Origin of the sequence: Streptomyces humidus, from assembly GCF_014649655.1 — a bacterium.
Lineage (GTDB): Bacteria > Actinomycetota > Actinomycetes > Streptomycetales > Streptomycetaceae > Streptomyces > Streptomyces humidus.
In genome coordinates, this window is record NZ_BMTL01000010.1 from 191,946 (window position 1) to 215,358 (window position 23,413).

Consider the following 23,413-nt stretch of genomic DNA (forward strand, 5'->3'; position numbering starts at 1 on the left):
AGTGCAATGAGGAGCAGAAACCCGGTCTTCTCGCGACGGGGGTTCAGCCGCGACAACGGCTACGCGGGCTTCAACGCCGCGCCGCAGGCCGGGGGACCCGCAGTCGGCACGCAGCAGGGCAACCCGTACGCCCAGCCGGCCGGCAACCCGTACGCGCAGAACCCCTACGCCCAGCAGGACCTGCAGTACGGCGCCCCGCCGCAGGCCCCGGCCGCCACCGGCCGGATGACCATGGACGACGTCGTCGCGCGCACCGCGACCACGCTCGGCGCCGTGGTCGTCACGGCGATCCTGTCGTGGCTGCTGCTGCCGGTCGACCCGGCCAACATCAACAAGTCGTACGGCATCGCCGTCGGCGCCGGTCTGGTCGCCATGGTGCTGGCGCTGGTCCAGTCCTTCAAGCGACGCCCGGTTCCCGCGCTGATCCTGTCGTACGCCGCTCTCGAGGGCGTTTTCCTCGGCGTGATCTCCAGCGCGGTGTCCACCTACATCGCGGACGGCGTCGTCGCCCAGGCGGTGCTCGGCACCATGGCGGTCTTCGCCGGCGTGCTCGTGGCGTACAAGGCGGGCTGGATCCGCGTCAACCGCCGCTTCTACGGCTTCGTGATGGCCGCCGCCATCGGGTTCGTGCTGCTGATGGCGGTGAACCTGCTGTTCGCGGTCTTCGGCGGCGGTGACGGCCTCGGCTTCCGCAGCGGTGGCCTGGGCATCGTGTTCGGCATCATCGGCATCATTCTCGGCGCCTGCTTCCTCGCCCTGGACTTCAAGCAGGTCGAGGACGGCGTGGCCTACGGCGCCCCGCGCGAGGAGGCCTGGCTCGCCGCCTTCGGCCTCACGATGACGCTGGTGTGGATCTACATGGAGTTCCTGCGACTCCTGTCGATCCTGAACAGCGACTGACGCGCCGCGCACGGCGTAAACAGCACGAAGGGCCCCGGGACATCCGTCCCGGGGCCCTTCGTGCTGTCACCGCGCGGGGTGTGTCGCGAGCGCGCTAGAGCAGTTTGCGCGCGGCCCTCCTCAGGTCGTACTCGTGGATGATCGCCTTGGCATGGCCGTACGCGAGGTCGTGCTCGGCGCGCAGCCAGCTGACCTTCTCCTCGAAGCGGAGAGCGGGGCCTTCGTCGACGGTGCGCAGCCAGTCGGAGACTTCACGACCGGTGCAATGGGGGATGCGGGCCAGTATGTTGCGGTGGGTCTCCTCGGAGAGGACATGGGACATCGGCGCCTCCGGTAGCAAAGGGGATGTAAGCCGGTCCTTCAGGTCACCGTGCCTGAGTGTTCGCCCGTTGGCAACAGTCCCGGTGCGACGCGTAGTCTCGCGGCGTGGCTGATACGACGTCCCTGACCCGTGCGGTGGATCACTTCGCCGACCGTCTGCGTGCCGCCCCGCAGAGCCGGCTGCAGAGAGGCGCCGCCGCCGAGGCGCTCGCGCTGGCCAGGGAGTTGGCCCGGCGGGCGCAGCTCGTCGAGGAGCCCGGCACGCCGCCGCGGGAGATGCCCGACGCCGGGATGTTCGCCGCCGCCGACCAGATCACCGTCGCCGCACACGATCTGGCCCTCGTCCTCACGGACGAGGGCCAGATCGAGGAAGCGGTGGAACTGGTGGCGCAGGCGCAGAAACGGGCCGGCGTGTGAGCGTCACAGGCTCGCTATGACCCGGTCCGCCAGGATGTAGACGTTGTCCGCGCCGCACTGGAACGTCAGCGTGTACGCGCCGGAGACGCCCGAACCGCCCAGCAGGAACGGGGTCTCGCCCGCGGTGAGGGCCGCGGCCAGGCGTTCCGCCGTCTCACGGTGGCCCGGAGTCATGCACAGCGTGGTGCCGTCGGCGAAGACGTAGACGTCGAGGGTGCCCAGCGGGCCCGGCCGTACATCGGTCAGTTCGACCTGGGACGCCGCGAGTTCCTCCAGAGCGGCCACCGTGCGCTCGTGGTCGTTGGCGACGGGCGACTGTACCGGCACGAAGTCGGGGTGCGAGGGGTGGCGTCGGCGGGCCGCCGCCAGCTCCGCGGACTCGCCGCTGAAGTCGTCGCCGTCGGAGGCCGGCTCGGCCACCGGCTCCAGCCCCACGAAGTCCGTCTGCCGGGGCAGGAACAGCTCGCTGTCCGGCAGCCCCAGCAGGGAGGGGGCGTCGGAGGCGTCACGGGTCTCCTGTGCTGCCCAGAAGGCGCGCGCCTCGGCCAGTTCCCGCTCCCGCTCCTCCGCGAGCGCCTCGGCGACCGCCGCGCGTATCTCGGCCGCGTCGGCGGTGGTGCGGGCCGCCGGGACGAAGCCGCGCAGGTGCGCGGCCGCGCTCTCGGCGCTCTCGGCGTTCCTGGCGAGCTCGAGGTGCAGGGCGGCCACCTGCCGGCGCAACTGCAAGAGGGTGCGCAGGACGGCGACGCCCACGGCGCCCGTGGCGGCCGTGGTGACCAGCAAGGCGATCGGCATGGCGCTCACTGACGTACTCCCGGTTCAAAGTCGACCCCCGACTTCCTACCTCAGCTTGAAGGGTGGACTATCCAGCTGTCAGTGCGTAACGTCACGAAACGGACAGGACTTTGGGTCTGGGGTTTATTGCCGAAGGGCGCTGAGCTGGGTAAATCCCTCCGGGGAGGGAGATAGGTCACATCCTGGGGGAGATTGGATCACAGAAAGGCCCGGAGTCCGGACGCTTTCCGGACTCCGGGCCGAAACGTGACGGGGGGTGCCGGGACGGTTACGCAGAGGCCCCGTCAGATCGCGGCGTCACGCGGTCAGCTCAGGCGCTCGATGACCATCGCCATGCCCTGGCCACCGCCCACGCACATGGTCTCCAGACCGAACTGCTTGTCGTGGAACTGGAGGGAGTTGATCAGCGTGCCGGTGATGCGGGCGCCGGTCATGCCGAAGGGGTGGCCGACGGCGATGGCGCCGCCGTTGACGTTCAGCTTCTCCAGCGGGATGTTCAGGTCGCGGTAGGAGGGGATCACCTGGGCGGCGAACGCCTCGTTGATCTCGACCAGGTCGATGTCGTCGATGGTGAGGCCGGCCCGGCGCAGGGCCTGGTTGCTCGCCTCGACCGGGCCGAGGCCCATGATCTCGGGGGACAGGCCCGAGACGCCGGTCGACACGATGCGGGCGAGCGGGGTGAGGCCGAGCTCGCGAGCCTTGGTGTCGCTCATGACGATCACCGCGGCCGCGCCGTCGTTCAGCGGGCAGCAGTTGCCGGCGGTGACCAGGCCGTCGGGGCGGAAGACCGGCTTCAGTCCCTGGACGCCCTCCATCGTGACGCCGGCGCGCGGGCCGTCGTCCTTGCTGACGACCGTGCCGTCGGGAAGCGTCACCGGGGTGATCTCGCGCTCCCAGAAACCGTTCTTGATGGCTTCCTCGGCGAGGTTCTGCGAGCGGACGCCGAACTCGTCCATGTCCTGCCGGGTCACGCCCTTGGCGCGGGCGAGGTTCTCGGCGGTCTGGCCCATGGCGATGTAGGCGTCGGGGACGAGGCCGTCCTCGCGCGGGTCGTGCCAGGTGGTGCCCTCCTGCTCGGCGACGGCCGCGGTGCGGGCCTCCGCCTCGGCGAAGAACGGGTTGTGCGTGTCCGGCAGGCTGTCGGAGTTGCCCTTGGCGAACCGGGAGACCATCTCCACGCCCGCCGAGATGAAGACGTCACCCTCGCCCGCCTTGATGGCGTGCAGGGCCATGCGGCTGGTCTGCAAAGACGAGGAGCAGTAGCGGGTGATCGTGCAGCCGGGCAGGTGGTCCATCCCCATCTGCACGGCCACGATGCGGCCCAGGTTGTTGCCCTGCTCGCCGCCGGGCAGGCCGCAGCCGAGCATCAGGTCGTCGATGTCCCTCGGGTCCAGCCCGGGGACCTTGGCGAGGGCCGCCTGGATGATCGTGGCGGTGAGGTCGTCCGGGCGCAGGTCCTTCAGCGAGCCCTTGAAGGCGCGGCCGATGGGCGAGCGGGCGGTCGAGACGATGACTGCTTCGGGCATCACGGCTCCAGGCGGGAGGGGGTGGCGCGTAGCGCCTCGTTGTGGGACGTGGTCGGGGCGGGCAGGGTCCGTAAGGGCACGGCTGCTTGGGAAGTTACCCGTCCGTATGGCCTGGGTCACGGGGATGGCGATGTGACCCTGGCCGCAATTTACTAAGCGCTTGCTTGCCTCTCCTGTCGCGCAGGTCGCCTGTCGCTCAGGTCGCCTGTCGCTCGGAGGGAGGGGCGGCGGGCGCCCGCTCGGGCTCCGCGACCCGCCGGCGCCGGCGCCGCTTCAGCAGGGCCCAGGGGCCGCGGGGGCCGGTCGGCATCGCCGCCGTCACCTCCGTGCCGGGCTCCGAGGCCGCCTCCGCCGCCGCTCGGGCCACCGGCAGGAAGCCCTCGTGGCGGGTGGCGTCCGGCCGCTCCTCCTCCGCCGGCCAGAGGCCGAGGGCCGCGCAGACCGTGGGCAGGACCGCCATCGCCGCCGTCGCATAGCCCTCCGCCGACGGGTGGTAGTGGTCGGGGCCGAACAGCTCGCGCGGGTTCGCCTCGAACTCGGGGCCCAGCAGGTCGCCCAGGGACACCGTGCGGCCGCCCTGCTCGACGGCGCCGATCGTCTGGGCCGCCGCCAGCTGGCGCGAGGCCCGGCGGGCCAGCCAGCGCAGCGGCTGCTGGACCGGCTCGATCGTGCCCAGGTCCGGGCAGGTGCCGACGACGACCTCGGCGCCCGCCGTGCGCAGCCGCCGCACCGCCGCCGCCAGGTGCCGCACCGAGCGGGTGGGCGGCATGCGGTGCGTCACGTCGTTCGCGCCGATCATGATCACGCAGACGTCCGGCGCCCGGTCGCCGTCCCGCAGCACCAGCGCGACCTGCCGGTCGAGGTCGTCGGACCGGGCGCCGGGAAGGGCCACGTTGCGCAGTTCCACGGGCCGCTCCGCGACCGCCGCCAGCCCCGAGGCCAGCAGGGCCCCCGGGGTCTGCCCGGAGCGGTGGACCCCCTGGCCCGCCGCCGTGGAGTCGCCCAGCATCGTCAGCCGCAGCGGCTCCTTGCCCGGCCCGGGGGCGTCGTACGCGATGCCGTAGCGGCCGTCCGCCTGCGGGACGTGCGGGTGTGCCCCGTTGTTCACCTGGCGGCGGGCCAGATGCACCTCGGCCACCACCAGCCCCGCCATCGCCGCTCCGGCCAGTCCGATGCCGCCGCCGCCGTAGGCCGCGCCGGCCGCGATGCGCCGGGCCACTCTCGCCCTCGACATGCTCGTCATGCCTCGACGCCACCTCCTCGTGTTCCGTACACCCACTCCTTGCCCCGTACGCACCGTCGCCCAATCTCGACGAGGAGTGAACCTGCCGACGGGGACGCCGTCCCGGTCAGCGGCGGGCCCGTACCCTGGCGGGACCACTACGACCACAGTTTTTGCAAGCAACCGGAGACAACGGTGCAATTCCACGACTCGATGATCAGCCTCGTCGGCAACACCCCGCTGGTGAAGCTCAACAGCGTGACCAAGGGCATCCGGGCGACCGTCCTGGCCAAGGTGGAGTACTTCAACCCGGGCGGCTCCGTGAAGGACCGCATCGCCCTGCGCATGATCGAGGCCGCCGAGAAGAGCGGAGAGCTGAAGCCGGGGGGCACGATCGTCGAGCCGACCAGCGGCAACACGGGCGTCGGGCTGGCCATCGTGGCGCAGCAGAAGGGGTACAAGTGCATCTTCGTGTGCCCCGACAAGGTGAGCACCGACAAGATCAACGTGCTGCGGGCGTACGGCGCCGAGGTCGTCGTCTGCCCGACCGCCGTGGACCCCGAGCACCCGGACTCCTATTACAACGTCTCCGACCGGCTGGTGCGGGAGACGCCGGGCGCGTGGAAGCCCGACCAGTACTCCAACCCGAACAACCCGCTCTCCCACTATCACTCGACCGGCCCCGAGCTGTGGGAGCAGACCGAGGGGAAGATCACCCATTTCGTCGCCGGCGTCGGCACCGGCGGCACCATCTCGGGGACCGGCCGGTACCTGAAGGACGCCAGCGAGGGCCGGGTGCAGGTCGTCGGCGCCGACCCCGAGGGGTCCGTGTACTCCGGCGGGTCCGGGCGGCCGTACCTGGTCGAGGGCGTCGGTGAGGACTTCTGGCCGACCGCCTACGACCGGACCGTCGCCGACGAGATCGTCGCCGTGTCCGACAAGGACTCCTTCCAGATGACCCGGCGGCTGGCCAAGGAGGAGGGCCTGCTGGTGGGCGGCTCGTGCGGGATGGCCGTGGTCGCCGCCCTGCGCGTCGCCGAGCGGCTCGGCCCGGACGACGTGGTCGTCGTCCTCCTGCCCGACAGCGGACGCGGGTACCTCTCGAAGATCTTCAACGACGAGTGGATGGCGGACTACGGCTTCCTCGAGGACGAGGGTCCCAGCGCGCGCGTCGCCGACGTCCTCAACGACAAGGTGCACGGGGCCATCCCCTCCCTCGTCCACATGCACCCCGACGAGACCGTGGGCCAGGCCATCGAGGTGCTCCGCGAGTACGGCGTCTCGCAGATGCCGATCGTGAAGCCGGGCGCCGGGCACCCCGACGTCATGGCCGCCGAGGTCGTCGGGTCGGTCGTGGAGCGGGAGCTGCTGGACGCCCTGTTCACCCAGCGCGCCTCCCTCGGCGACCCGCTGGAGAAGCACATGTCCGCACCCTTGCCGCAGGTCGGCTCCGGCGAGCCGGTCGGCGACCTGATGTCCGTGCTCGGCACGGCGGACGCGGCGATCGTCCTCGTCGAGGGCAAGCCCACCGGGGTCGTCAGCCGCCAGGACCTGCTGGCCTTCCTGGCCAAGGGCGGGAAGTGACATCCCGGGCGCGGGGGCCGCGACCACGGGGAAACCTGCGGTGAACGGGCCCCTCGGGCGCTGAACTTCCGGTCCCCCGCGGAAGGGGTGGACTTCGTGGAAGTGGTACGAGCGTGTCACGTGCACGCAGCACCCGGTTAACACGCGTCCGGCATATTCGTGGTTGTCGGGAGGGCGGGAGCGGCTCCCCGCCCCGACGGCACCGAAACGGCGTCACGGACCTCCGGAGCGGCTCCCGGACCTCCACCGACGCCACGGACGCGCAAGCCCGGCCTGACCCGGCACGCGTCCCTCGCGGGGACCGCCGTCGTCCCGCCCCCCGGTGACGGGGGTGCGGCGGTCCCCGCGCAAGCTTTCCCGCGCGCCGGCCGTCCCTGGGACGACGCCCGCACCTGCGTGGCACCCCCGCTGCCCAGCGGCCGCAGCCGCTGCGGCAGATCATGGTGCTGCCGACCCGGCAGGACTGAGCCCGCGCGGCCGGCTCAGTCCTGCCAGCCGTCGCTCTCGGGGCTGGTGCGGCGCCGCCGGCCACCGAGCAGCTCGGGGTTGACGCGGGCGGCCTGGACGAAGTTCACGCCGACGACGCCGACCCAGGTCGCGATCACACCGGGCAGGTGGCCGAAGGCGCCGCCGATCGCCGACAGCGGGATCGCCAGGATCAGCGAGACGATGGCGAAGCCGAAGCGGTCGCCCCAGGAGTCGGTGGGCCTCGTCGCGCGGGAGCCCCGGGCCGCGACCATCTGCTGCTCCGCGAGCTGCCGTCGCACCCGCCGCTCCACCGCGCCGTCGATGCGCTGGTCGACCTTCTCCAGGAACGAGTCCACCAGCGCGGACTCGTACTCCTCGCCCAGCTCCCTGCGCGTCTGCAGAGTGGCGTCGAGTTCCTTCTTCAGGTCCGTGTCCCGCGCGTCCATGGCCGTCTCCCATCCCGTCATGACCGACAAGGCTAGGGAGCCGGGGCCCCCGCCGCACTGGGGGTAGCCCCCCTGTCGGGGTGGGGGACCGCCGCCGGGAACGGGAGCCGGCGAGGCGTCCGACCCACCCGGGTACCCCTCGAGAACGCCCGCGCACGGGCGGGGACGGGAGCCGGCGGTCCATGGACTTCCTGGCCCTGGCCCCCACGGCCGTCAGGGACTGCCCGCACTGCGACCGGCCCGTCGCCGTCGTCGCCCGGCCGGCGACACCCGAAGCGGACCGGCCCGTCATCGCGCACCGGCCGGGCAGCCGATTCGCTCGATTCGATCGTCGCCGCAATTGAATCGAGCGTGTTAATGGGGCATAGTGCTTGAAACGAGCGCATGCCTGCCGTTCACGCAGGAGAGAGGTGCCGCATGGACGACATCGACCGGGCCATCCTGCGGGAGTTGCAGGTAGACGGCCGGATCCCTTACGCCGATCTGGGTCCGAAGGTGGGGTTGTCGCCCTCGGCCGCGAGGCTCCGGCTGCAGCGGCTGATCGACGCCAAGGCGGTCCAGGTCGTCGGGGTGACCGACCCGATGACCATGGGCCAGCAGACGATGGCACTCCTCGGCCTGCGCGTCGACGGCGATCCCCGGGCGGTCGCCGACGAACTGTCCCGGCACGACGAAGTCGTGTACACGGTCCTGACAGCCGGCGGCTTCGACCTCTTCGCGGAGGTGGTGTGCCCTCAGCCCCGGGATCTTCTGGACTTCATCAACGACGTCGTGCGGCCCCTCGAGGGCGTCGCGTCCGTGGAGAACTTCCCCTACTTCGGGATCCACACGCACCGCTTCCTGTGGCACGTCGACTGAGGCGTCCGAGCGCCCGAGCCCTGTTCGCCCACACCAGCCGAGGAACCCCGCATGCCGTCCGACGAGCACCGCACGATCGACTTCTTCACCGAGGACGCCCTTCCCGTGCCCTCCATGGCGCCGGCCGAGGCCGAGCTCATCGCTGCCGAACACCTCGGCATCACCGCTCGCGCGCAGGAGCTGGGCAGCCAGCAGGACGCCAACTTCCTGCTGCACGCCGACGACGGGACGCCCGCGGCGGTGCTGAAGATCGCCAACCCCGCCTTCGGCACGGTGGAGATCGAGGCCCAGGACGCGGCAGCCGACCTGATCGCCTCGGCCTGCCCGGAACTGCGCATCGCCACGGTCCTGCGCCGCCCCGACGGCTCCCCGCGGCGCACGACGGTCGACACCGGGAACGGTCCGGCCATCGCCCGCCTGCTGCGCCATCTGCCCGGCGGCACGCTGTCGGGGCCACGGCACCTGTCCGCCGGCACCGTGGCCGACATGGGCACGATCGCCGCGAAGGTCAGCACCGCCCTGCGCGACTTCCGGCACCCGGGCCTCGACCGCGTGCTCCAGTGGGACCCGCAGCACGCCGATCGCGTCGTCGCCAAGCTCGCCGGGCACATCGAGGAACCCGACCGGCGCGCCGCCGTCCGGACCGCGACAGCCGAGGCCTGGGCCCATGTCCGAAAGCTCGCCGACAGTCTGCCGTTGCAGGCCGTGCACCTGGACCTCACCGACGACAACCTGATCCGCCGTCCCGACAGCCGTCCGCCCGTGCCGGACGGAATCATCGACTTCGGTGACGTGACCATGAGCTGGGCGGTCGGCGAACTCGCCGTGTCACTGTCCTCGATGCTCCACCACGACGGTGTCGAGCCCCACCACGTGCTGCCGGCCGTCCGCGCCTTCCACGCCGTTCGGCCGCTCTCCCCCGAGGAGGCCGAGGCGGTGTGGCCGCTCGTGGTGCTGCGCGGCGCCGTCCTGGTGGCCAGCGGGCGGCAGCAGGCCGCCGTCGACGAGGACAACGTCTACGCCAAGACCGCTCTCGACCGCGAATGGCGCATCTTCGAACAGGCCGCCCTGCTGCCCCTGCCGGTGATGATCCGCCTCGTCATGGACGCGGCCGGCACGGCCGACGTGTCTGCCCGTACCGCGCGGGCCGGTGCGCCGGTGCGCCCCCTGCTGCGGGACCTCGCCGCCGAGGACATCACCCTCCTCGACCTGTCCACCGACGCCGATTCCATGGACCACGGAGCCTGGACGGACGCCGGCGCCGAGGCCCGGCTGGCGGCCTCGGCGCTCGCGGACGGAGCGGCCGCCGTCGCCACCCGGTACGCCCGTGCGCGACTCACCGGCATACCGGCGCTGTCGGCGGTGTCCACCGCCACGGTGCCCACCGGGATCGACCTCTGGCTCGGCCGGGATGCCGTGCTGCAGGCGCCCGCCGCGGGGAAGGTCCTCGCCGCGGCGTCGGGACACGTGGAACTCACCTACGGCGCGCAGACGCTGTCGCTGTCCTTCCCCCACGCGGTCCAGCCCGTGGTCGCCACCGGTGCGACGGTGCGGGCGGGCGAGGACATCGCCCACCTCGGCTCCGGCGCCCCGGTCCACGTCGCGCTGCGCGACGCCGACGGCCCCGAGGCCCCGCGCCTGGTGCGTCCCGAGTACGCCGCCGGCTGGCTCGCGCTCACCGCCGATCCCGCCCCGCTCCTCGGCCTCCCGGCCGACTCCGGCCGCACGCGCGAGAGGGACCTGCTCGACCGGCGTGACGCCGCGTTCGCCACCGTGCAGGAGCACTACTACGCCGACCCGCCGCGCATCGAACGCGGCTGGCGCCACCATCTGCTGTCCACCGACGGCCGGTCGTACCTCGACATCGTCAACAACGTCACCCCGCTGGGCCACGCCCACCCCCGCGTCGAGCAGGCGGTCTCCCGGCAGTTGCGGCGGCTCAACACCAACTCGCGCTTCCACTACGCGTCCGTGGTGGAGTTCACCGAGCGCCTCGCCGCCCTCCTCCCCGACCCCCTGGACACGGTGTTCCTCGTCAACTCCGGTTCGGAAGCGGTGGATCTGGGCCTGCGCCTGGCCATCGGGGCCTCCGGCAGGCACGACGTCGTCGCGCTGAGCGAGGCGTACCACGGCTGGACGTACGCCTCCGACGCGGTCTCCACCTCGCTCCAGGACAACCCGAACGCCCTGGCCACCCGCCCGAGTTGGGTGCACACCGTGGACTCGCCCAACTCCTACCGCGGCCGCCACCGCGGCCCGGACGCCGTGCGCTACGCACCCGAGGCCGTCGCGGTGATCGACGAACTGGCCGCTGCCGGCCGCCCGGCGGGAGCCTTCATCGGCGAGACCTTCTACGGCAACGCCGGAGGAGTCGCCCTGCCCGACGGCTATCTCGCCGAGGTGTACGCGGCGGTACGGCGACACGGCGGTCTGGCCGTCGCCGACGAGGTCCAGGTCGGCTACGGCCGCCTGGGGCACTGGTTCTGGGGCTTCGAGCAGCAGCGGGTCGTCCCCGACATCGTCTGTGTCGCCAAGGCCATGGGCAACGGACACCCCCTCGGCGCCGTCATCACGTCCAAGGCGGTCGCGGACCGGTACCGCGACCAGGGCTACTTCTTCTCCTCCACCGGCGGCAGCCCCGTCTCCAGCGTCGTGGGCCTCACCGTCCTGGACACTCTGCGCGACGAGGACCTCCAGGGCAACGCCGTGCGCGTCGGCGGCCGTCTGAAGAGCCGGCTCGAGGCGCTGGCCGACCGCCACGGCATCATCGGCGCCGTCCACGGCTCGGGCCTCTACCTCGGCCTCGAACTCGTCCGGGACCGCGCGGGCCTGGAACCCGCCACGGAGGAGACCGCCGAACTCTGCGACCGCATGCTCGACCTCGGCGTGATCGTCCAGCCGACCGGGGACCACCTCAACATCCTCAAGATCAAGCCGCCGCTGTGCATCGACGCCACCGCGGTCGACTTCTTCGCCGACATGATCGACCTGGCTCTCACCCAGCTCGGCCACTCCCGCTGACGCCGCACGTCGAAAGCCCGGTGCCCGGCGGCGCGTCGCATGCACTGAACAAAGTGCGTGGGTCGAATCCGGCCCCGGGCACCGCCGTCCGCCGTCCACCGCCGCCGACCTCGCGCACCGACGCCGTACGGCCCCGTCGGTCGCTGTCGCGGGCCGACGAGTCCGGCCGGAACGCCCGGCGCTCCCGGTCGGTCACCTGGCGGACGGCGTCCAGGAGCAGGGCGATGGCTCTCGGGATCGGAACGGTGCGCGATCCGGCGGCGTCGCGGGAGTGGAAGCCGCCGGGCCCGATCTCCGGGAGCCCCTTGCCCGGCTGTATGACGTCATGCAGAGTTCTCGGTGTGTGAATGGATGGTCGACGCTGCGGTGTGCTGTGAGGCGCTGCGACGCGCTGCGGTCCGGCCGGCCGGACGTGGTCGCCGCGGTGCGCAGTCCGGGCCGCGTACCGTCTCGTGTCGGCGCCGAAGCCGCCGCCGCACGGCCGCCGGCGCGCGGCCGGGGCCGTCCAAGGACAACCGAAGGGGGAGCGGGGCATGAGCGCGGAGACGGAGTTCGGTGAGGGCGGGCCGGCGCCGACGGCGGCGGACAGCCCCGCCGCCCGGCTGCAGACGCTCTTCGAGGGGCACCGGCTGACGCCCACCCAGCGGCGCATCGCGCACAGCATGGTGCGGCGCGCCGCCGACGTGCCGTTCCTGTCCAGTGTGGAGCTGGCCGAGCTCGCCGGGGTCAGCCAGCCGTCCGTCACCCGCTTCGCGGTCGCCCTCGGCTTCGACGGCTACCCCGCCCTGCGCAGGCATCTGCGCGAGGTCGCCCCCGCCGAACAGGCCGCGGACACCGCCTCGTACAACGAGTACCAGCAGGCCGTCGAGGCCGAGATCGAGAACCTGCGGCACCTCGCCGAGGTGCTGGCCGACCCCCGTCCGGTGCGGCGGGCAGGCCGGCTGCTGGCAGCCTCCCGCCCGCTGCCCGTCCTCGGCCTGCGGGCCGCCGCCTCCCAGGCGTACGGTTTCGCGTACTTCGCCGCCAAGGTCCATCCGGACGTACGGCTGCTGAACGAGGGCGGCACGATGATCCACGACCGGATCGACGCCGCCGTCCGGGCCGGCGCCTCGGCCCTGCTCTGCTTCGCGCTGCCCCGGCACCCGCGCGAGGTCGTCGACACCCTCGGTTACGCCAGGGAGGCCGGGCTGAGCGTGATCACGGTCGCCGACTCCGCGTTCGCGCCGGTCGCCAAGGTCTCCGACCTGCTGCTGCCGGCCGCCGTCGGCACCGGGCTCGCCTTCGACACGGCCTGTGCGCCGATGCTGCTCGGACGAGTGCTGCTGGAGGCGATGTGCGACGACCTGCCCGACGCGCAGGCCCGGCTGGAGGAGTTCGACGCGCGGGCGGCGTCGCGCGGGCTTTTCGTGGAGTGATCCCGCCCGTGGGGGCGCGCTCTCAGACTCGTCTCACGTTCGCTCACTAGTCTGCGCGGTCACGGAACTGTGCCTTGAGTGAGGAGGAGACGGACGTGGCACGCGGAGGACAGGGGTTGGCTCGGGTGGCCGTCGTCGTACGGGCCGGAGCCGCGCCGTTGTGGTGGTGCGGGGTGTTCGCGGCGGGGGTCGGCGTCCTCGCGCCGGGCCTCACGGGACGGCGGATCGGGGTGCTGGCCGGGGCCGCGCTGTTCATCGTGGCCGCGGCGGCCACGGGGCTGCTCGGCCGGCGCCGGTACACCGCGCTGGGCCGCGCAGCCGCCCGGGCCGGCAAGCACGACGTGCTGCAGGACCGGGCGGTGACCGTCCGCACCTGGCGGCACGGTCACCGCTGGTGGCTGCTGCTCGCCTTCCTGGCCGCGCTGGGCGCTTCCCTCGCGGCGCCCGCGGCCGGCGGGATGCTGCTCGCCGGCTGCGGGACCGGGCTGCGCTGGAAGGCCGCCTGGCTCGGGCGGCGCGAGCGGGACGACGACGCGCTGCTGTGGGTGCGCGTCGACTGGCTGGACCGGCGCGGCGGACGCCCGGCCGGCAAGGCCGTCAAGGCGTACCGCAGCACCGGCGTCGCGGCGGGCGACGCGGCGCCGGGCGGGGCCCGCCGCCGCACCCCGGCGCTGGTCTAGCCCGAAGGACCAGGCGCAGGGCGGGCGCGGGCGGGGCGTCGGGCCGCCGCGGGCCGGGCGGGCGTGGGCCATGGTCCGCGCCCGCCCGGCAGGAGCCGGTAAGAGGAGCCGACGAGGGGCCTCAGACCTCCAGGTCCTCCTCGATCTTCTTCAGCTGGTGGCGCGCCATCGCCAGGTTGGCCCGCTTGGCGTCCAGGACGAGGTACATGAAGAGTCCGTTGCCGCCGCGCCCGCTGATCAGCCGGATCAGGTGGTACTGGTCGTTCAGCGTGATCAGGATGTCCTCGATCTGGCCCTTGAGCCCCAGGTGTTCCATGGTGCGCATCTTGGCGCGCACCACGTCGGTGTTGCCCGCGGCGGCGACGTTCAGGTCGAACGTCTTGCTGCCGCCCATCGTGCCGAGCGCCATGCCGCTGGTGTAGTCGACGAGTGCGACTCCGGTCGCCCCCTCGATGGAGGAGAGGCACTCTTTCAGCGTGGTTTCGGTGTTGGCCATGACGTGTGCTCCTCGGTTCCTGTCAGCTTTCCGTGGTGGTGCGCGCGTTGGCCGTGGCCGGGCCGCGCGCCGTTCTGGTCCGTACGGTGGGGGGCTTTGCCGGTGTGCGCACCGGCGGCTTGGCGGGGGGCTTCGGCGGCGCCTCGGCGGGCGCGGCCCGCGACTGCCGCGCCGCCGCCTCCCGGGCGTCCACGAGCTCGCCGACGCGGGTCCCGGCACGGCGGCCCTCCAGGTGCAGCCGGCCGACGTTGACGCGGTCCTGCGCGAGCAGGGTCAGCACGGCGGACTCGCCGGCCGCGTACGTCGCGACGTAGCCGTACCGGCCGCGCACGAGCAGCTCCCGGAAGTCGCCCTGGCCGGTGGTGTCCGCCATCCGCACCGCGACGCCGAGGGCGGCGGCGGTCAGCGCGGCCACCACCTCCGGCTCCACGCCGGGCGTGTCGTGAGCGAGGACGAGGCCGTCCACGCCCGCCGCGAGCGCGCCGGTCAGCTGGGGCACCCGGGCCCGCAGCCGCCGCAGTTCGTCGAGTATCTCGGGCGCCGAGGCCATCAGCTCGCTCCTCTCGGCACGCGGTCGCTGCCGTTCAAAGGGCCTCCAGCGCATCCCTGAGCCTCTTCAGCAGGGTGATGTCGGGGTCGTTGACGCGGGGCAGGGTGATGCCCGGCGACGGTTCGGCCGCGGCCGTCCCGGTGCTCCTCGCGAACGCGTGGCGGGGCGGGAGCCCGGGCACGGCCGCGGCGCGGTCGGTGCGCGGCGGCGGGAAGAGGGCCGTCAGCAGCCCCGCCGCGGCCAGCCGCCGGGCGTCCACCAGGGTGTGGAAGGCCTGCCGGCCCAGCTCGCGCGCGATGTCCGGCGCGGTGCGCACGCCGTCCGCCAGAGCCAGTACCGCGCTCTGCCGGGCGGTCGGCGTCGGCGCGGCGACCGCGTCGGACCGGCGCAGCGGCGCCCCGTCGGTCAGCGGGTCCGGCCACAGGCGGTCCAGCAGCTCGCGCCGGCGCAGCGTCTCGCGCTCGACCACGTCGACGGGGACCGGCCGCAGGGCGCCCAGCCAGTGTCCGGCGCCGTAGTGGAAGTGTCCCGGGGAGCTGCTGGGGGCGAGCGCGAAGTAGGCCGCGTCGTACACCGTCTGGAGATGGCACAGTTCCAGCGCGCCGCGCGGGACACGGCCGGCGTCGAGCAGCAGACGGGCGGCGCCGTACTCCTCGTCGGCCCGGCCCACCGCGTCCTGCCAGACGGCGGGGGCGAGGGTGCCGTGGGCCAGGAGGAGCACGTCGAGGCCCGGGGCGAGCGGGCTCTCGGCGTGCACCACGCGGCCCTCGGCGAGGTAGAGCGAGCCGCGCTCGCGCTCCAGGACGCCCGTCGCCCGCTCGGCCGCGAGCCTGGTCAGCATCGGCGACAGCGCGCCGCCGTGCTCCCGCGCCCCGGACTTCTCCCGCACGGGCAGCCGGGGCGGCGGGGTCGTCCCCTGCGGGTGCGTTCTCACCGCCGTCACCCCAGCACCAGCCGTCCGGCCATCTCGCCCAGCCGGATCCGGGCCAGCGCCAGGTTGCCGTCCGGCCGGCCCAGCCACACGTGCAGGAACACGCTGCTGTCGAAGGACGTCGGCACGAAGCGCAGCACGTGATAGCTGTCCCGGTTGCTGATGATCAGGTCCTCGACAGGGGGATCGACGCCGGCCGCCCCGCCCGGTTCGTCCGGTCCGGCCGGTCCGCCCGGGCTCTGGTGACGGTCGTAGCCGTCGGGCGTGAACGCCCGCTGTTCGGCCGTGAGCCGGGCGACCTCGGCCGCCTCGGCCGCGGCCGCCTCGTGGTCGCCGCCGGGGAACTCCCCGACCGCGCCCAGGGCCAGCCCGCTCGTCCAGTCGACCAACGCGGCGCCCCGTGCGCCGGGCAGCCGCATGGCCTCCAGTAGACACTCGTCGATTCCGGGCACCGTTGGCTCCCCTCCCGCCTGCGGTTCGGCTGAGTGATGAAGAAGCTACGCAACGTAGGCGCGAGGGGTGAGTCTTCTGGCATTTTCCGGCGGAACATGCGGCCGGGTGACTAACGTGGGTCGACTGACCTCGATTCGCCCGGTCGTCGTCCCCTGCGTCTCTTCAACACCTGACCAGCGGCGTACGTCAACGGCGTGCGCACCCCGGCAGGGTGGTGAGCGCGGCGACACGCGCCCCCCCGTGTCCCTCCGTGCTCCCCTGTGCCCCTCCTGCCCCCGGGCTGTTCTCTGCTCCTGCCCGCCCCTCCCCGGCCCGTCTCGGGGCGCGGCTCGTCGCGCCCATGTATTGACTAGCTCTATTCAGCGCGCCAGGATGTGAATAACAACAGCAAAATCCGCCGGGATCACCCATCCGCAAGGAGGCCGACCATGTCAGGACCCCGCCCCGTACGAGCGCCGCGCGGTACGGAACTGAGCGCCCTGGGATGGCAGCAGGAGGCCGCGCTGCGGATGCTGCAGAACAACCTCGACCCCGAGGTCGCCGAGCACCCCGACAAGCTCGTCGTCTACGGCGGCACCGGCAAGGCCGCCCGCGACTGGCGCTCCTTCGACGCGATGGTCCGCACCCTGCGGACCCTCAAGCAGGACGAGACCATGCTCGTCCAGTCCGGCCGCCCGGTCGGGGTCATGCAGACCCACGAGTGGGCCCCGCGCGTCCTCATCGCCAACTCCAACCTCGTCGGCGACTGGGCCAACTGGGAGGAGTTCCGCCGGCTGGAACAGCTGGGGCTGACCATGTACGGCCAGATGACGGCCGGGTCCTGGATCTACATCGGCACCCAGGGCATCCTCCAGGGCACCTACGAGACCTTCGCCGCCGTCGCCGCGAAGAAGTTCGGCGGCACCCTCGCCGGGACCATCACCCTCACGGCCGGCCTCGGCGGCATGGGCGGCGCCCAGCCGCTCGCCGTGACGATGAACGACGGCGTCGCGATCTGCGTCGACTGCGACCCGCGGGCCATCGACCGCCGCATCGAGCACCGCTACCTGGACGTCAGGGCCGACGACCTGGACCACGCCCTCCGCCTCGCCGTCGAGGCCCGGGACCAGCGCAGGCCGCTCTCCATCGGCGTCCTCGGCAACGCCGCCGAGGTCGTCCCGCAGCTGCTGGCGATGGGCGCGCCCGTCGACATCGTCACCGACCAGACCTCCGCCCACGACCCGCTGGCCTACCTGCCGACCGGGATCGCCTTCGAGGACATGGCCGACGCCGCCGAGAAGGACCCGGCCGGCTTCACCACCCGGGCCCGCGAGTCGATGGCACGGCACGTCGAGGCGATGGTCGGCTTCATGGACGCCGGCGCCGAGGTCTTCGACTACGGCAACTCCATTCGCGGTGAGGCCCGACTCGCCGGATTCGAGCGGGCGTTCGCCTTCCCCGGCTTCGTCCCCGCCTATATCCGCCCGCTGTTCTGCGAGGGCAAGGGCCCCTTCCGCTGGGCGGCCCTGTCCGGTGACCCGGCCGACATCGCCAAGACCGACAAGGCGATCCTCGACCTCTTCCCGGAGAACGAGTCCCTGGCCCGCTGGATCAAGCTGGCCGGTGAGCGCGTCCACTTCCAGGGCCTGCCCGCCCGTATCTGCTGGCTCGGCTACGGCGAGCGCGACAAGGCCGGCGAGCGTTTCAACGACATGGTGGCCTCGGGCGAGCTGGCGGCCCCCCTCGCCATCGGCCGCGACCACCTCGACTGCGGTTCCGTCGCCTCCCCGTACCGGGAGACCGAGGCCATGCTCGACGGCTCCGACGCGATCGCCGACTGGCCGCTGCTGAACGCCATGGTCAACGTGGCCTCGGGCGCCTCCTGGGTCTCCCTCCACCACGGCGGCGGCGTCGGCATGGGCCGCTCCATCCACGCCGGTCAGGTCTCGGTGGCGGACGGCACGAAGCTGGCCGGCGAGAAGATCCGCCGCGTGCTGACCAACGACCCCGGCATGGGCGTCATCCGGCACGTGGACGCCGGGTACGACATCGCGGAGTCGGTCGCCGACGAGCGGGGCGTGCGGGTGCCGATGCGCGAGGGTGATGCGCAGTGACGACCGACGGCGGCCGTCCGGGAGAGGCCGAGGGCTCGTCCCCGGCCCTCTCCGACCGGCGCGACGAGCGCCCGCGGTCCCGGGAGCCGCAGCCGCGGGAGCAGCTGTCGCGGGTGCCGGGGCCCGTGTCGGGCGGCGCCTCCTTCCAGGAGATGTGGCGTGAGCTGGCGCCCGTCGGACGCCACCGCGAGACCGGCGGCTACCGCCGTTACGCCTGGACCCCCGCCGACGCCGACTGCCGGGCCTGGTTCCGGCAGCAGGCCGAGGCACGGGGACTGACGTACGAGGCCGACCGCAACGGCAACCAGTGGGCCTGGCTCGGGGATCCGACCGCCGGGGACGCCGTCGTCACCGGGTCGCATCTCGACTCCGTGCCCGACGGCGGCGCCTTCGACGGTCCCCTCGGCGTCGTGTCCTCCTTCGCCGCCCTGGACGAACTGCTCGCCCGGGGAGCGAGGTTCGCCAGGCCACTCGCCCTCGTCAACTTCGGGGACGAGGAGGGCGCCCGGTTCGGGCTCGCCTGCGTCGGGTCGCGGCTCACCTCCGGACAGCTCACCGTCGAGCAGGCGCACCGGCTCACCGACGCCGAGGGGATCACCCTGCCGCGGGCCATGGAGGCCGCCGGGTACGACCCTGACGCCCTCGGCGCGGACCCGGAACGGCTCGGCCGCATCGGCGCGTTCGTGGAACTGCACGTCGAACAGGGCCGCGCCCTGGACCTCAGCGGCGACCGGGTCGGCCTCGCGAGCGCCATCTGGCCGCACGGGCGCTGGCGGTTCGACTTCCGCGGCGAGGCCAACCACGCCGGCACCACCCGCCTCGAGGACCGGCGCGACCCCATGCTGTCGTACGCCGAAACGGTCCTCGCCGCCCGCCGCGAGGCCGAACTCGCCGGCGCCGTCGCGACCTTCGGCAAGATCTCCGTCGAGCCGAACGGCGTCAACGCCATCCCCTCGCTGGTGCGCGGCTGGCTCGACTCCCGCGCCGCCGACCAGGTCACCCTCGACCAGGTGGTGGGGGGCGTCGAGAAGGCGGCCCGCGCCTACGCCGAGGCCCACGGCATCGACCTCGACGTCGTGCGCGAGTCGTTCACGCCCGTCGTCGAGTTCGACCACGCCCTGCGCGACGAACTGACCCGCATCCTGGGCGCCGCCGCGGCCGGGGGCGACGGCGCGGGAGGGGACGACGGCGGCCTCAGGGTCCCCGTGCTCGGCACGGGCGCCGGACACGACGCCGGCATCCTCTCCTCGAGCATCCCGACCGCCATGCTGTTCGTGCGCAACCCCACGGGCGTCTCGCACTCCCCGGCCGAATTCGCCGCCGAGGACGACTGCGTGGCCGGGGTACTCGCACTCGCCGACGCACTGGAAGGGCTGGCCTGCAGGTGACGCACCCCCGCACGCGGACGTACTGGCTGGAGCACGCCTGGCTCGGCACCCATGTCGGACCGGGAGTCGTCGTCGAGGCCGCGGACGGCCGCATCAAGGCCGTCCGCACGGACGTGCCCGCCCCGCCCCCCGGTGCCGAGATCCTGCGCGGTCTGACCCTGCCGGGACTGGCGAACGCCCACTCGCACGCCTTCCACCGCGCCCTGCGCGGAACCGTCCAGGTCGGCTCCGGCACCTTCTGGACCTGGCGCGAGGTCATGTACTCGGTCGCCGAGAAACTGACCCCGGAGACGTACCACGCGCTGGCCCGCGCCGTGTACGCAGAGATGGCGCTGGCGGGCGTCACCTCCGTCGGCGAGTTCCACTACGTGCACCACGCCCCCGGCGGCGCGCGATACGCCGACCCCAACGCCATGGGCGAGGCCCTGATCGCGGCGGCCGCCGACGCCGGCATCCGCATCACCCTCCTCGACACCGCGTATCTGTCCTCGGGCTTCGGCCGGCCGCCCACCGCCCACCAGCTGCGGTTCTCCGACGGGACCGCCGAGGCCTGGGCCGAACGCTGTTCAGTTCTCAAGGAACGGGATCACGCGCGGATCGGGGCGGCGATCCACTCCGTGCGGGCCGTGCCCGCCGACCAGCTGGCGACCGTCGCACGATGGGCCGAGGAGCGGCGTGCCCCGCTCCATGTGCACCTGTCCGAGCAGACCGCCGAGAACGACGCCTGCCGGGAAGCCCACGGGTGCACCCCGACCCAGCTGCTCGCCCTGCACGGAGTGCTCGGGCCGCGCACCACCGGTGTCCACAACACCCACCTCACCGCCGAGGACGTCTCCCTCATCGGCGGCAGCGGAACCGGCACCTGCATGTGCCCCACCACCGAACGCGACCTGGCGGACGGCATCGGACCCGCGGTGGCCCTGCAGAACGAGGGCTCCCCGCTCTGCCTCGGCTCCGACAGCCACGCCGTGATCGACCTGCTCGAAGAGGCGCGGGCGATGGAGCTCGACGAACGGCTGCGCACCCGCACCCGCGGTCACTGGACCGCGGCCGCGCTGCTGCGCGCCGCATCCGCCGACGGTCACGCGGCACTCGGCTGGCAGGAGGCCGGAAGGATCGAGGAGAACGCGCTCGCCGACCTCACGACCATCGCGCTCGACTCGGTCAGGACAGCGGGCCCGCTGCCCCGGCTCGGCGCCGAGACGGCCGTATTCGCGGCGAGCGCGGCGGACGTCCGGCACACGGTCGTGGGCGGACGGCATGTCGTACGCGACGGGTCGCACGTGCTCGTGCCGGACGTGCCGCAGGCCCTCGCGCAGGCCGTCGACGCCCTGCGCGGCTGACCACCGCCCCCCGCCCGGCCACCCATGAGGACGCCATGAGCAGCACCGTCATCACCAACATCGCCACGCTGGTCACCAACGATCCCTCCCTCGGACGGGTGTCCTCCCGGTCGGGCACGTCCGAGGGCGGGGGAGGTTCACCTCTCGGTCTGGTCCGGGACGCGGCCGTCGTCGTCGACGGCGACCGCATCGCATGGACCGGTGAAGCAAGCAAAGCACCCGCCACTGACAACCGGGTCGACGCCGGCGGCCGCTCGGTGCTCCCCGGCTTCGTCGACTCGCACTCCCACCTGGTGTTCGCGGGCGACCGCACCGAGGAGTTCAACGCCCGGATGTCGGGCCGCGGTTACACGGCGGGCGGCATCCGCACGACCGTGGCGGCCACCCGGGCGGCGAGCGACGAGGAACTCGAGGCGAACCTCACCCGTTATCTGAGCGAGGCCCTCAGCCAGGGCACCACCACGATGGAGACCAAGTCCGGCTACGGCCTGACGGTCGCCGACGAGGCGCGCGCCCTGCGCCTCGCGGCCCGGCACACCGACGAGGTCACCTACCTCGGAGCCCACATCGTTCCGCCGGACCTCGCCGACGACCCGGCCGCCTACGTCACCCTGGTCACCGGCGAGATGCTCGACGCCTGCGCCCCGCACGCCCGCTGGATCGACGTCTTCTGCGAGAAGGGCGCGTTCGACGGCGACCAGGCACGCGCCGTCCTCACCGCCGGGCGGGCGAGGGGACTGCACCCCCGCATCCACGCCAACCAGCTCTCCTACGGCCCCGGCGTTCAGCTGGCGGTCGAGCTGGACGCGGCCAGCGCCGACCACTGCACCCACCTGACGGACGCGGACGTCGACGCCCTCGCGAGCGGCGACACGGTCGCCACGCTGCTGCCCGGCGCCGAGTTCTCCACCCGCGCCGAGTGGCCGGACGCCCGTCGGCTGCTGGACGCGGGCGTCACGGTCGCCCTCTCCACGGACTGCAACCCGGGCTCGTCCTTCACGTCGTCCGTGCCGTTCTGCGTCGCGCTCGCCGTGCGGGACATGGGGATGACCCCGGACGAGGCGGTGTGGTCGGCCACGGCGGGCGGGGCCGCGGCCCTGCGCCGCACGGACGTGGGCCGGCTGACGCCCGGCGCCTACGCCGACCTGGTCCTGCTGGACGCCCCCAGCCACGTCCACCTGGCCTACCGGCCGGGCGTCCCGCTGGTGTCCGGGGTATGGCGCAGGGGCGTGCGCGTGGTCTGAGGGGCGCGGGCGGGGAGGCCCCTAGCGGGGAAACCCCGGGCTGGGAAGCCCTGGGCTGAGGGGCCGCGCCCCGCACGGACTCGGCGAGCAGTCGCCGAAAGCCCGGAAACGGGAAGCCCGGAAACGGGAAGCCCGGGAGCCGGGAGCCGCAAGCCTGAAAGCCCGCGAGTCCGCGCGGGAGAACCGGGCGCGGCCGTCGTCGCGCCGACGGCCGCGCCCGGGCGCTCGTCCGGCAGCCGACCGCCCGAGCCGCCCGTTCGCCCGGCCGCGGACGGCACTGGTGTCCGCGGCCGGATATCGGCCGATACCGGTGCGCCGGCCCTACTCCTCGACCGTCAGCGCCTTGCGCAGCCGCGTCAGGGTGCGCGACAGCAGCCGCGACACGTGCATCTGCGAGATGCCGAGTTCCTCGCCGATCTCCGACTGGGTCAGACCGGCGACGAAGCGGAGGGAGAGGATCTGCCGGTCGCGGGGCGCGAGTTCGGCGATCAGGGGCTTCAGCGACTCGATGTACTCGATGCCTTCGAGGCCGTTGTCCTCGTAACCGATGCGATGGGCGAGGGCGCCTTCCGAGTCGTCGTCCTGCTGCTGCGCGTCCAGCGAGGCCGCCGTGTAGGCGTTGGACGCGGCCATGCCCTCGACGACCTCGTCGTCGGACAGGCCGAGACGCTCGGCCAGCTCGGCGACCGTGGGCGCACGGTCGAGCTTCTGGGCCAGTTCGTCGCCCGCCCTGGCCAGGTCGAGCCGGAGCTCCTGGAGCCGGCGCGGGACGCGCACCGACCACGACGTGTCGCGGAAGAAGCGCTTGATCTCGCCGATGACGGTGGGCATCGCGAAGGTCGGGAACTCGACCCCGCGCGAGAGCTCGAAGCGGTCGATCGCCTTGATCAGGCCGATGGTGCCGACCTGGATGATGTCCTCCATGGGCTCGCTGCGGGAGCGGAACCGGGAGGCGGCGAACTTGACCAGCGCGAGGTTCAGTTCGACCAGGGTGTTGCGCACGTACGCGTAGTCGTGCGTGCCCTCTTCGAGGGATTCGAGCCGTGCGAACAGGGTCTTGGACAGGGCCCGTGCGTCGACGGATCCGACCTCGTCGAACGGGGGGATCTCCGGGAGTCCGGCGAGGGCGTCGGTGGGGTCGACGTCCGGCACCGCGTTCTGTGCGATGGGTTCCAGATGTTCTTGATCCGGAGGGGGTGTCGACGTCGCTCCGTGGGTATGCGGTGCGTCGAGCCGGGGTGACATGATGTCCTCCATCGTTC

21 protein-coding genes are annotated in these 23,413 nt (G+C 72.9%); 11 read left to right on the plus strand and 10 right to left on the minus strand.

Going from position 1 to position 23,413, the window contains the following annotated elements:
• The first annotated feature begins 6 nt into the window (after positions 1 to 6).
• A complete protein-coding gene (locus IE239_RS14315) occupies positions 7 to 900 on the plus strand; it encodes a Bax inhibitor-1/YccA family protein (RefSeq protein ID WP_190149661.1) in 894 nt (297 codons plus the stop codon).
• Positions 901 to 994: 94 nt separating this feature from the next.
• Here the strand turns inward: IE239_RS14315 and IE239_RS14320 are convergent, their stop codons facing one another.
• Positions 995 to 1,222, minus strand: coding sequence for a DUF4287 domain-containing protein (locus IE239_RS14320; protein ID WP_109005477.1), 228 nt, complete (start codon positions 1,220 to 1,222; stop codon positions 995 to 997).
• Positions 1,223 to 1,326: 104 nt separating this feature from the next.
• On the opposite strand from IE239_RS14320, the gene IE239_RS14325 reads away from it, so the two are divergent.
• Positions 1,327 to 1,638: a hypothetical protein gene (locus IE239_RS14325; RefSeq protein ID WP_229878089.1), complete on the plus strand. Its 312-nt coding sequence runs from the start codon at positions 1,327 to 1,329 to the stop codon at positions 1,636 to 1,638.
• Positions 1,639 to 1,641: 3 nt separating this feature from the next.
• On the opposite strand, the gene IE239_RS14330 is transcribed toward IE239_RS14325, so the two are convergent.
• From IE239_RS14330 to IE239_RS14340, 3 genes are all read right to left on the minus strand, one after another.
• Positions 1,642 to 2,442 (minus strand): hypothetical protein, encoded by an 801-nt coding sequence (locus IE239_RS14330; protein WP_190149662.1) that lies wholly within the window; start codon positions 2,440 to 2,442, stop codon positions 1,642 to 1,644.
• Positions 2,443 to 2,738: 296 nt separating this feature from the next.
• Positions 2,739 to 3,959, minus strand: coding sequence for an acetyl-CoA C-acetyltransferase (locus IE239_RS14335; RefSeq protein ID WP_190149663.1), 1,221 nt, complete (start codon positions 3,957 to 3,959; stop codon positions 2,739 to 2,741).
• Between the two features lie 196 nt (positions 3,960 to 4,155).
• Positions 4,156 to 5,202 (minus strand): SGNH/GDSL hydrolase family protein, encoded by a 1,047-nt coding sequence (locus tag IE239_RS14340; protein ID WP_190149664.1) that lies wholly within the window; start codon positions 5,200 to 5,202, stop codon positions 4,156 to 4,158.
• Positions 5,203 to 5,376: 174 nt separating this feature from the next.
• Between IE239_RS14340 and IE239_RS14345 the strand changes: the two genes are divergently transcribed.
• Positions 5,377 to 6,765, plus strand: coding sequence for a cystathionine beta-synthase (locus IE239_RS14345; protein ID WP_190149665.1), 1,389 nt, complete (start codon positions 5,377 to 5,379; stop codon positions 6,763 to 6,765).
• 482 nt (positions 6,766 to 7,247) lie between these two features.
• On the opposite strand, the gene IE239_RS14350 is transcribed toward IE239_RS14345, so the two are convergent.
• A complete protein-coding gene (locus IE239_RS14350; protein WP_190149738.1) occupies positions 7,248 to 7,679 on the minus strand; it encodes a hypothetical protein in 432 nt (143 codons plus the stop codon).
• A gap of 417 nt (positions 7,680 to 8,096) precedes the next feature.
• On the opposite strand from IE239_RS14350, the gene IE239_RS14355 reads away from it, so the two are divergent.
• From IE239_RS14355 to IE239_RS14370, 4 genes are all read left to right on the plus strand, one after another.
• Complete coding sequence (locus IE239_RS14355) at positions 8,097 to 8,537, plus strand: Lrp/AsnC family transcriptional regulator (RefSeq protein WP_190149666.1); 441 nt, start codon at positions 8,097 to 8,099, stop codon at positions 8,535 to 8,537.
• Between the two features lie 51 nt (positions 8,538 to 8,588).
• The gene (locus tag IE239_RS14360; RefSeq protein WP_190149667.1) at positions 8,589 to 11,558 is read left to right on the plus strand and encodes an aminotransferase; all 2,970 of its coding nucleotides are present in this window, start codon (positions 8,589 to 8,591) and stop codon (positions 11,556 to 11,558) included.
• A 533-nt stretch (positions 11,559 to 12,091) separates the two neighbouring features.
• Positions 12,092 to 12,973 (plus strand): MurR/RpiR family transcriptional regulator, encoded by an 882-nt coding sequence (locus IE239_RS14365; protein ID WP_190149668.1) that lies wholly within the window; start codon positions 12,092 to 12,094, stop codon positions 12,971 to 12,973.
• Positions 12,974 to 13,068: 95 nt separating this feature from the next.
• The gene (locus IE239_RS14370; RefSeq protein ID WP_190149669.1) at positions 13,069 to 13,653 is read left to right on the plus strand and encodes a hypothetical protein; all 585 of its coding nucleotides are present in this window, start codon (positions 13,069 to 13,071) and stop codon (positions 13,651 to 13,653) included.
• Positions 13,654 to 13,774: 121 nt separating this feature from the next.
• On the opposite strand, the gene IE239_RS14375 is transcribed toward IE239_RS14370, so the two are convergent.
• Genes IE239_RS14375 through IE239_RS14390 form a run of 4 tightly spaced genes read right to left on the minus strand, consistent with a single transcriptional unit; the run spans position 13,775 to position 16,082 of the window.
• Complete coding sequence (locus IE239_RS14375) at positions 13,775 to 14,149, minus strand: roadblock/LC7 domain-containing protein (RefSeq protein ID WP_190149670.1); 375 nt, start codon at positions 14,147 to 14,149, stop codon at positions 13,775 to 13,777.
• A gap of 22 nt (positions 14,150 to 14,171) precedes the next feature.
• Entirely contained in the window at positions 14,172 to 14,699 is a 528-nt protein-coding gene (locus IE239_RS14380) for a roadblock/LC7 domain-containing protein (RefSeq protein ID WP_190149671.1), read from the minus strand.
• A 34-nt stretch (positions 14,700 to 14,733) separates the two neighbouring features.
• The gene (locus IE239_RS14385; protein ID WP_190149672.1) at positions 14,734 to 15,642 is read right to left on the minus strand and encodes a transcriptional regulator; all 909 of its coding nucleotides are present in this window, start codon (positions 15,640 to 15,642) and stop codon (positions 14,734 to 14,736) included.
• Positions 15,639 to 16,082, minus strand: a complete 444-nt coding sequence (locus IE239_RS14390; RefSeq protein ID WP_190149673.1) for a hypothetical protein — start codon at positions 16,080 to 16,082, stop codon at positions 15,639 to 15,641. Before IE239_RS14390 ends, IE239_RS14385 begins: the two co-directional genes overlap by 4 nt.
• A gap of 429 nt (positions 16,083 to 16,511) precedes the next feature.
• On the opposite strand from IE239_RS14390, the gene hutU reads away from it, so the two are divergent.
• The 4 genes from hutU (at position 16,512) to hutI (ending at position 22,151) form a co-directional block, all read left to right on the plus strand.
• Positions 16,512 to 18,176 carry a urocanate hydratase gene (gene hutU / locus IE239_RS14395; RefSeq protein WP_190149674.1) on the plus strand — a complete coding sequence of 555 codons (1,665 nt, stop codon included), beginning with the start codon at positions 16,512 to 16,514 and terminating at the stop codon, positions 18,174 to 18,176.
• Positions 18,177 to 18,328: 152 nt separating this feature from the next.
• Positions 18,329 to 19,564, plus strand: coding sequence for an allantoate amidohydrolase (locus tag IE239_RS14400; RefSeq protein ID WP_190149739.1), 1,236 nt, complete (start codon positions 18,329 to 18,331; stop codon positions 19,562 to 19,564).
• On the plus strand, positions 19,561 to 20,907 hold the full coding sequence (locus IE239_RS14405) for a formimidoylglutamate deiminase (RefSeq protein WP_190149675.1): 1,347 nt from the start codon (positions 19,561 to 19,563) through the stop codon (positions 20,905 to 20,907). The genes IE239_RS14400 and IE239_RS14405 overlap by 4 nt, the downstream gene beginning before the upstream one ends.
• 35 nt (positions 20,908 to 20,942) lie before the next feature.
• Positions 20,943 to 22,151, plus strand: a complete 1,209-nt coding sequence (gene hutI, locus IE239_RS14410; RefSeq protein WP_190149676.1) for an imidazolonepropionase — start codon at positions 20,943 to 20,945, stop codon at positions 22,149 to 22,151.
• A gap of 321 nt (positions 22,152 to 22,472) precedes the next feature.
• On the opposite strand, the gene IE239_RS14415 is transcribed toward hutI, so the two are convergent.
• Positions 22,473 to 23,408, minus strand: a complete 936-nt coding sequence (locus tag IE239_RS14415) for an RNA polymerase sigma factor SigF (RefSeq protein WP_190149677.1) — start codon at positions 23,406 to 23,408, stop codon at positions 22,473 to 22,475.
• Positions 23,409 to 23,413: the final 5 nt, after the last annotated feature.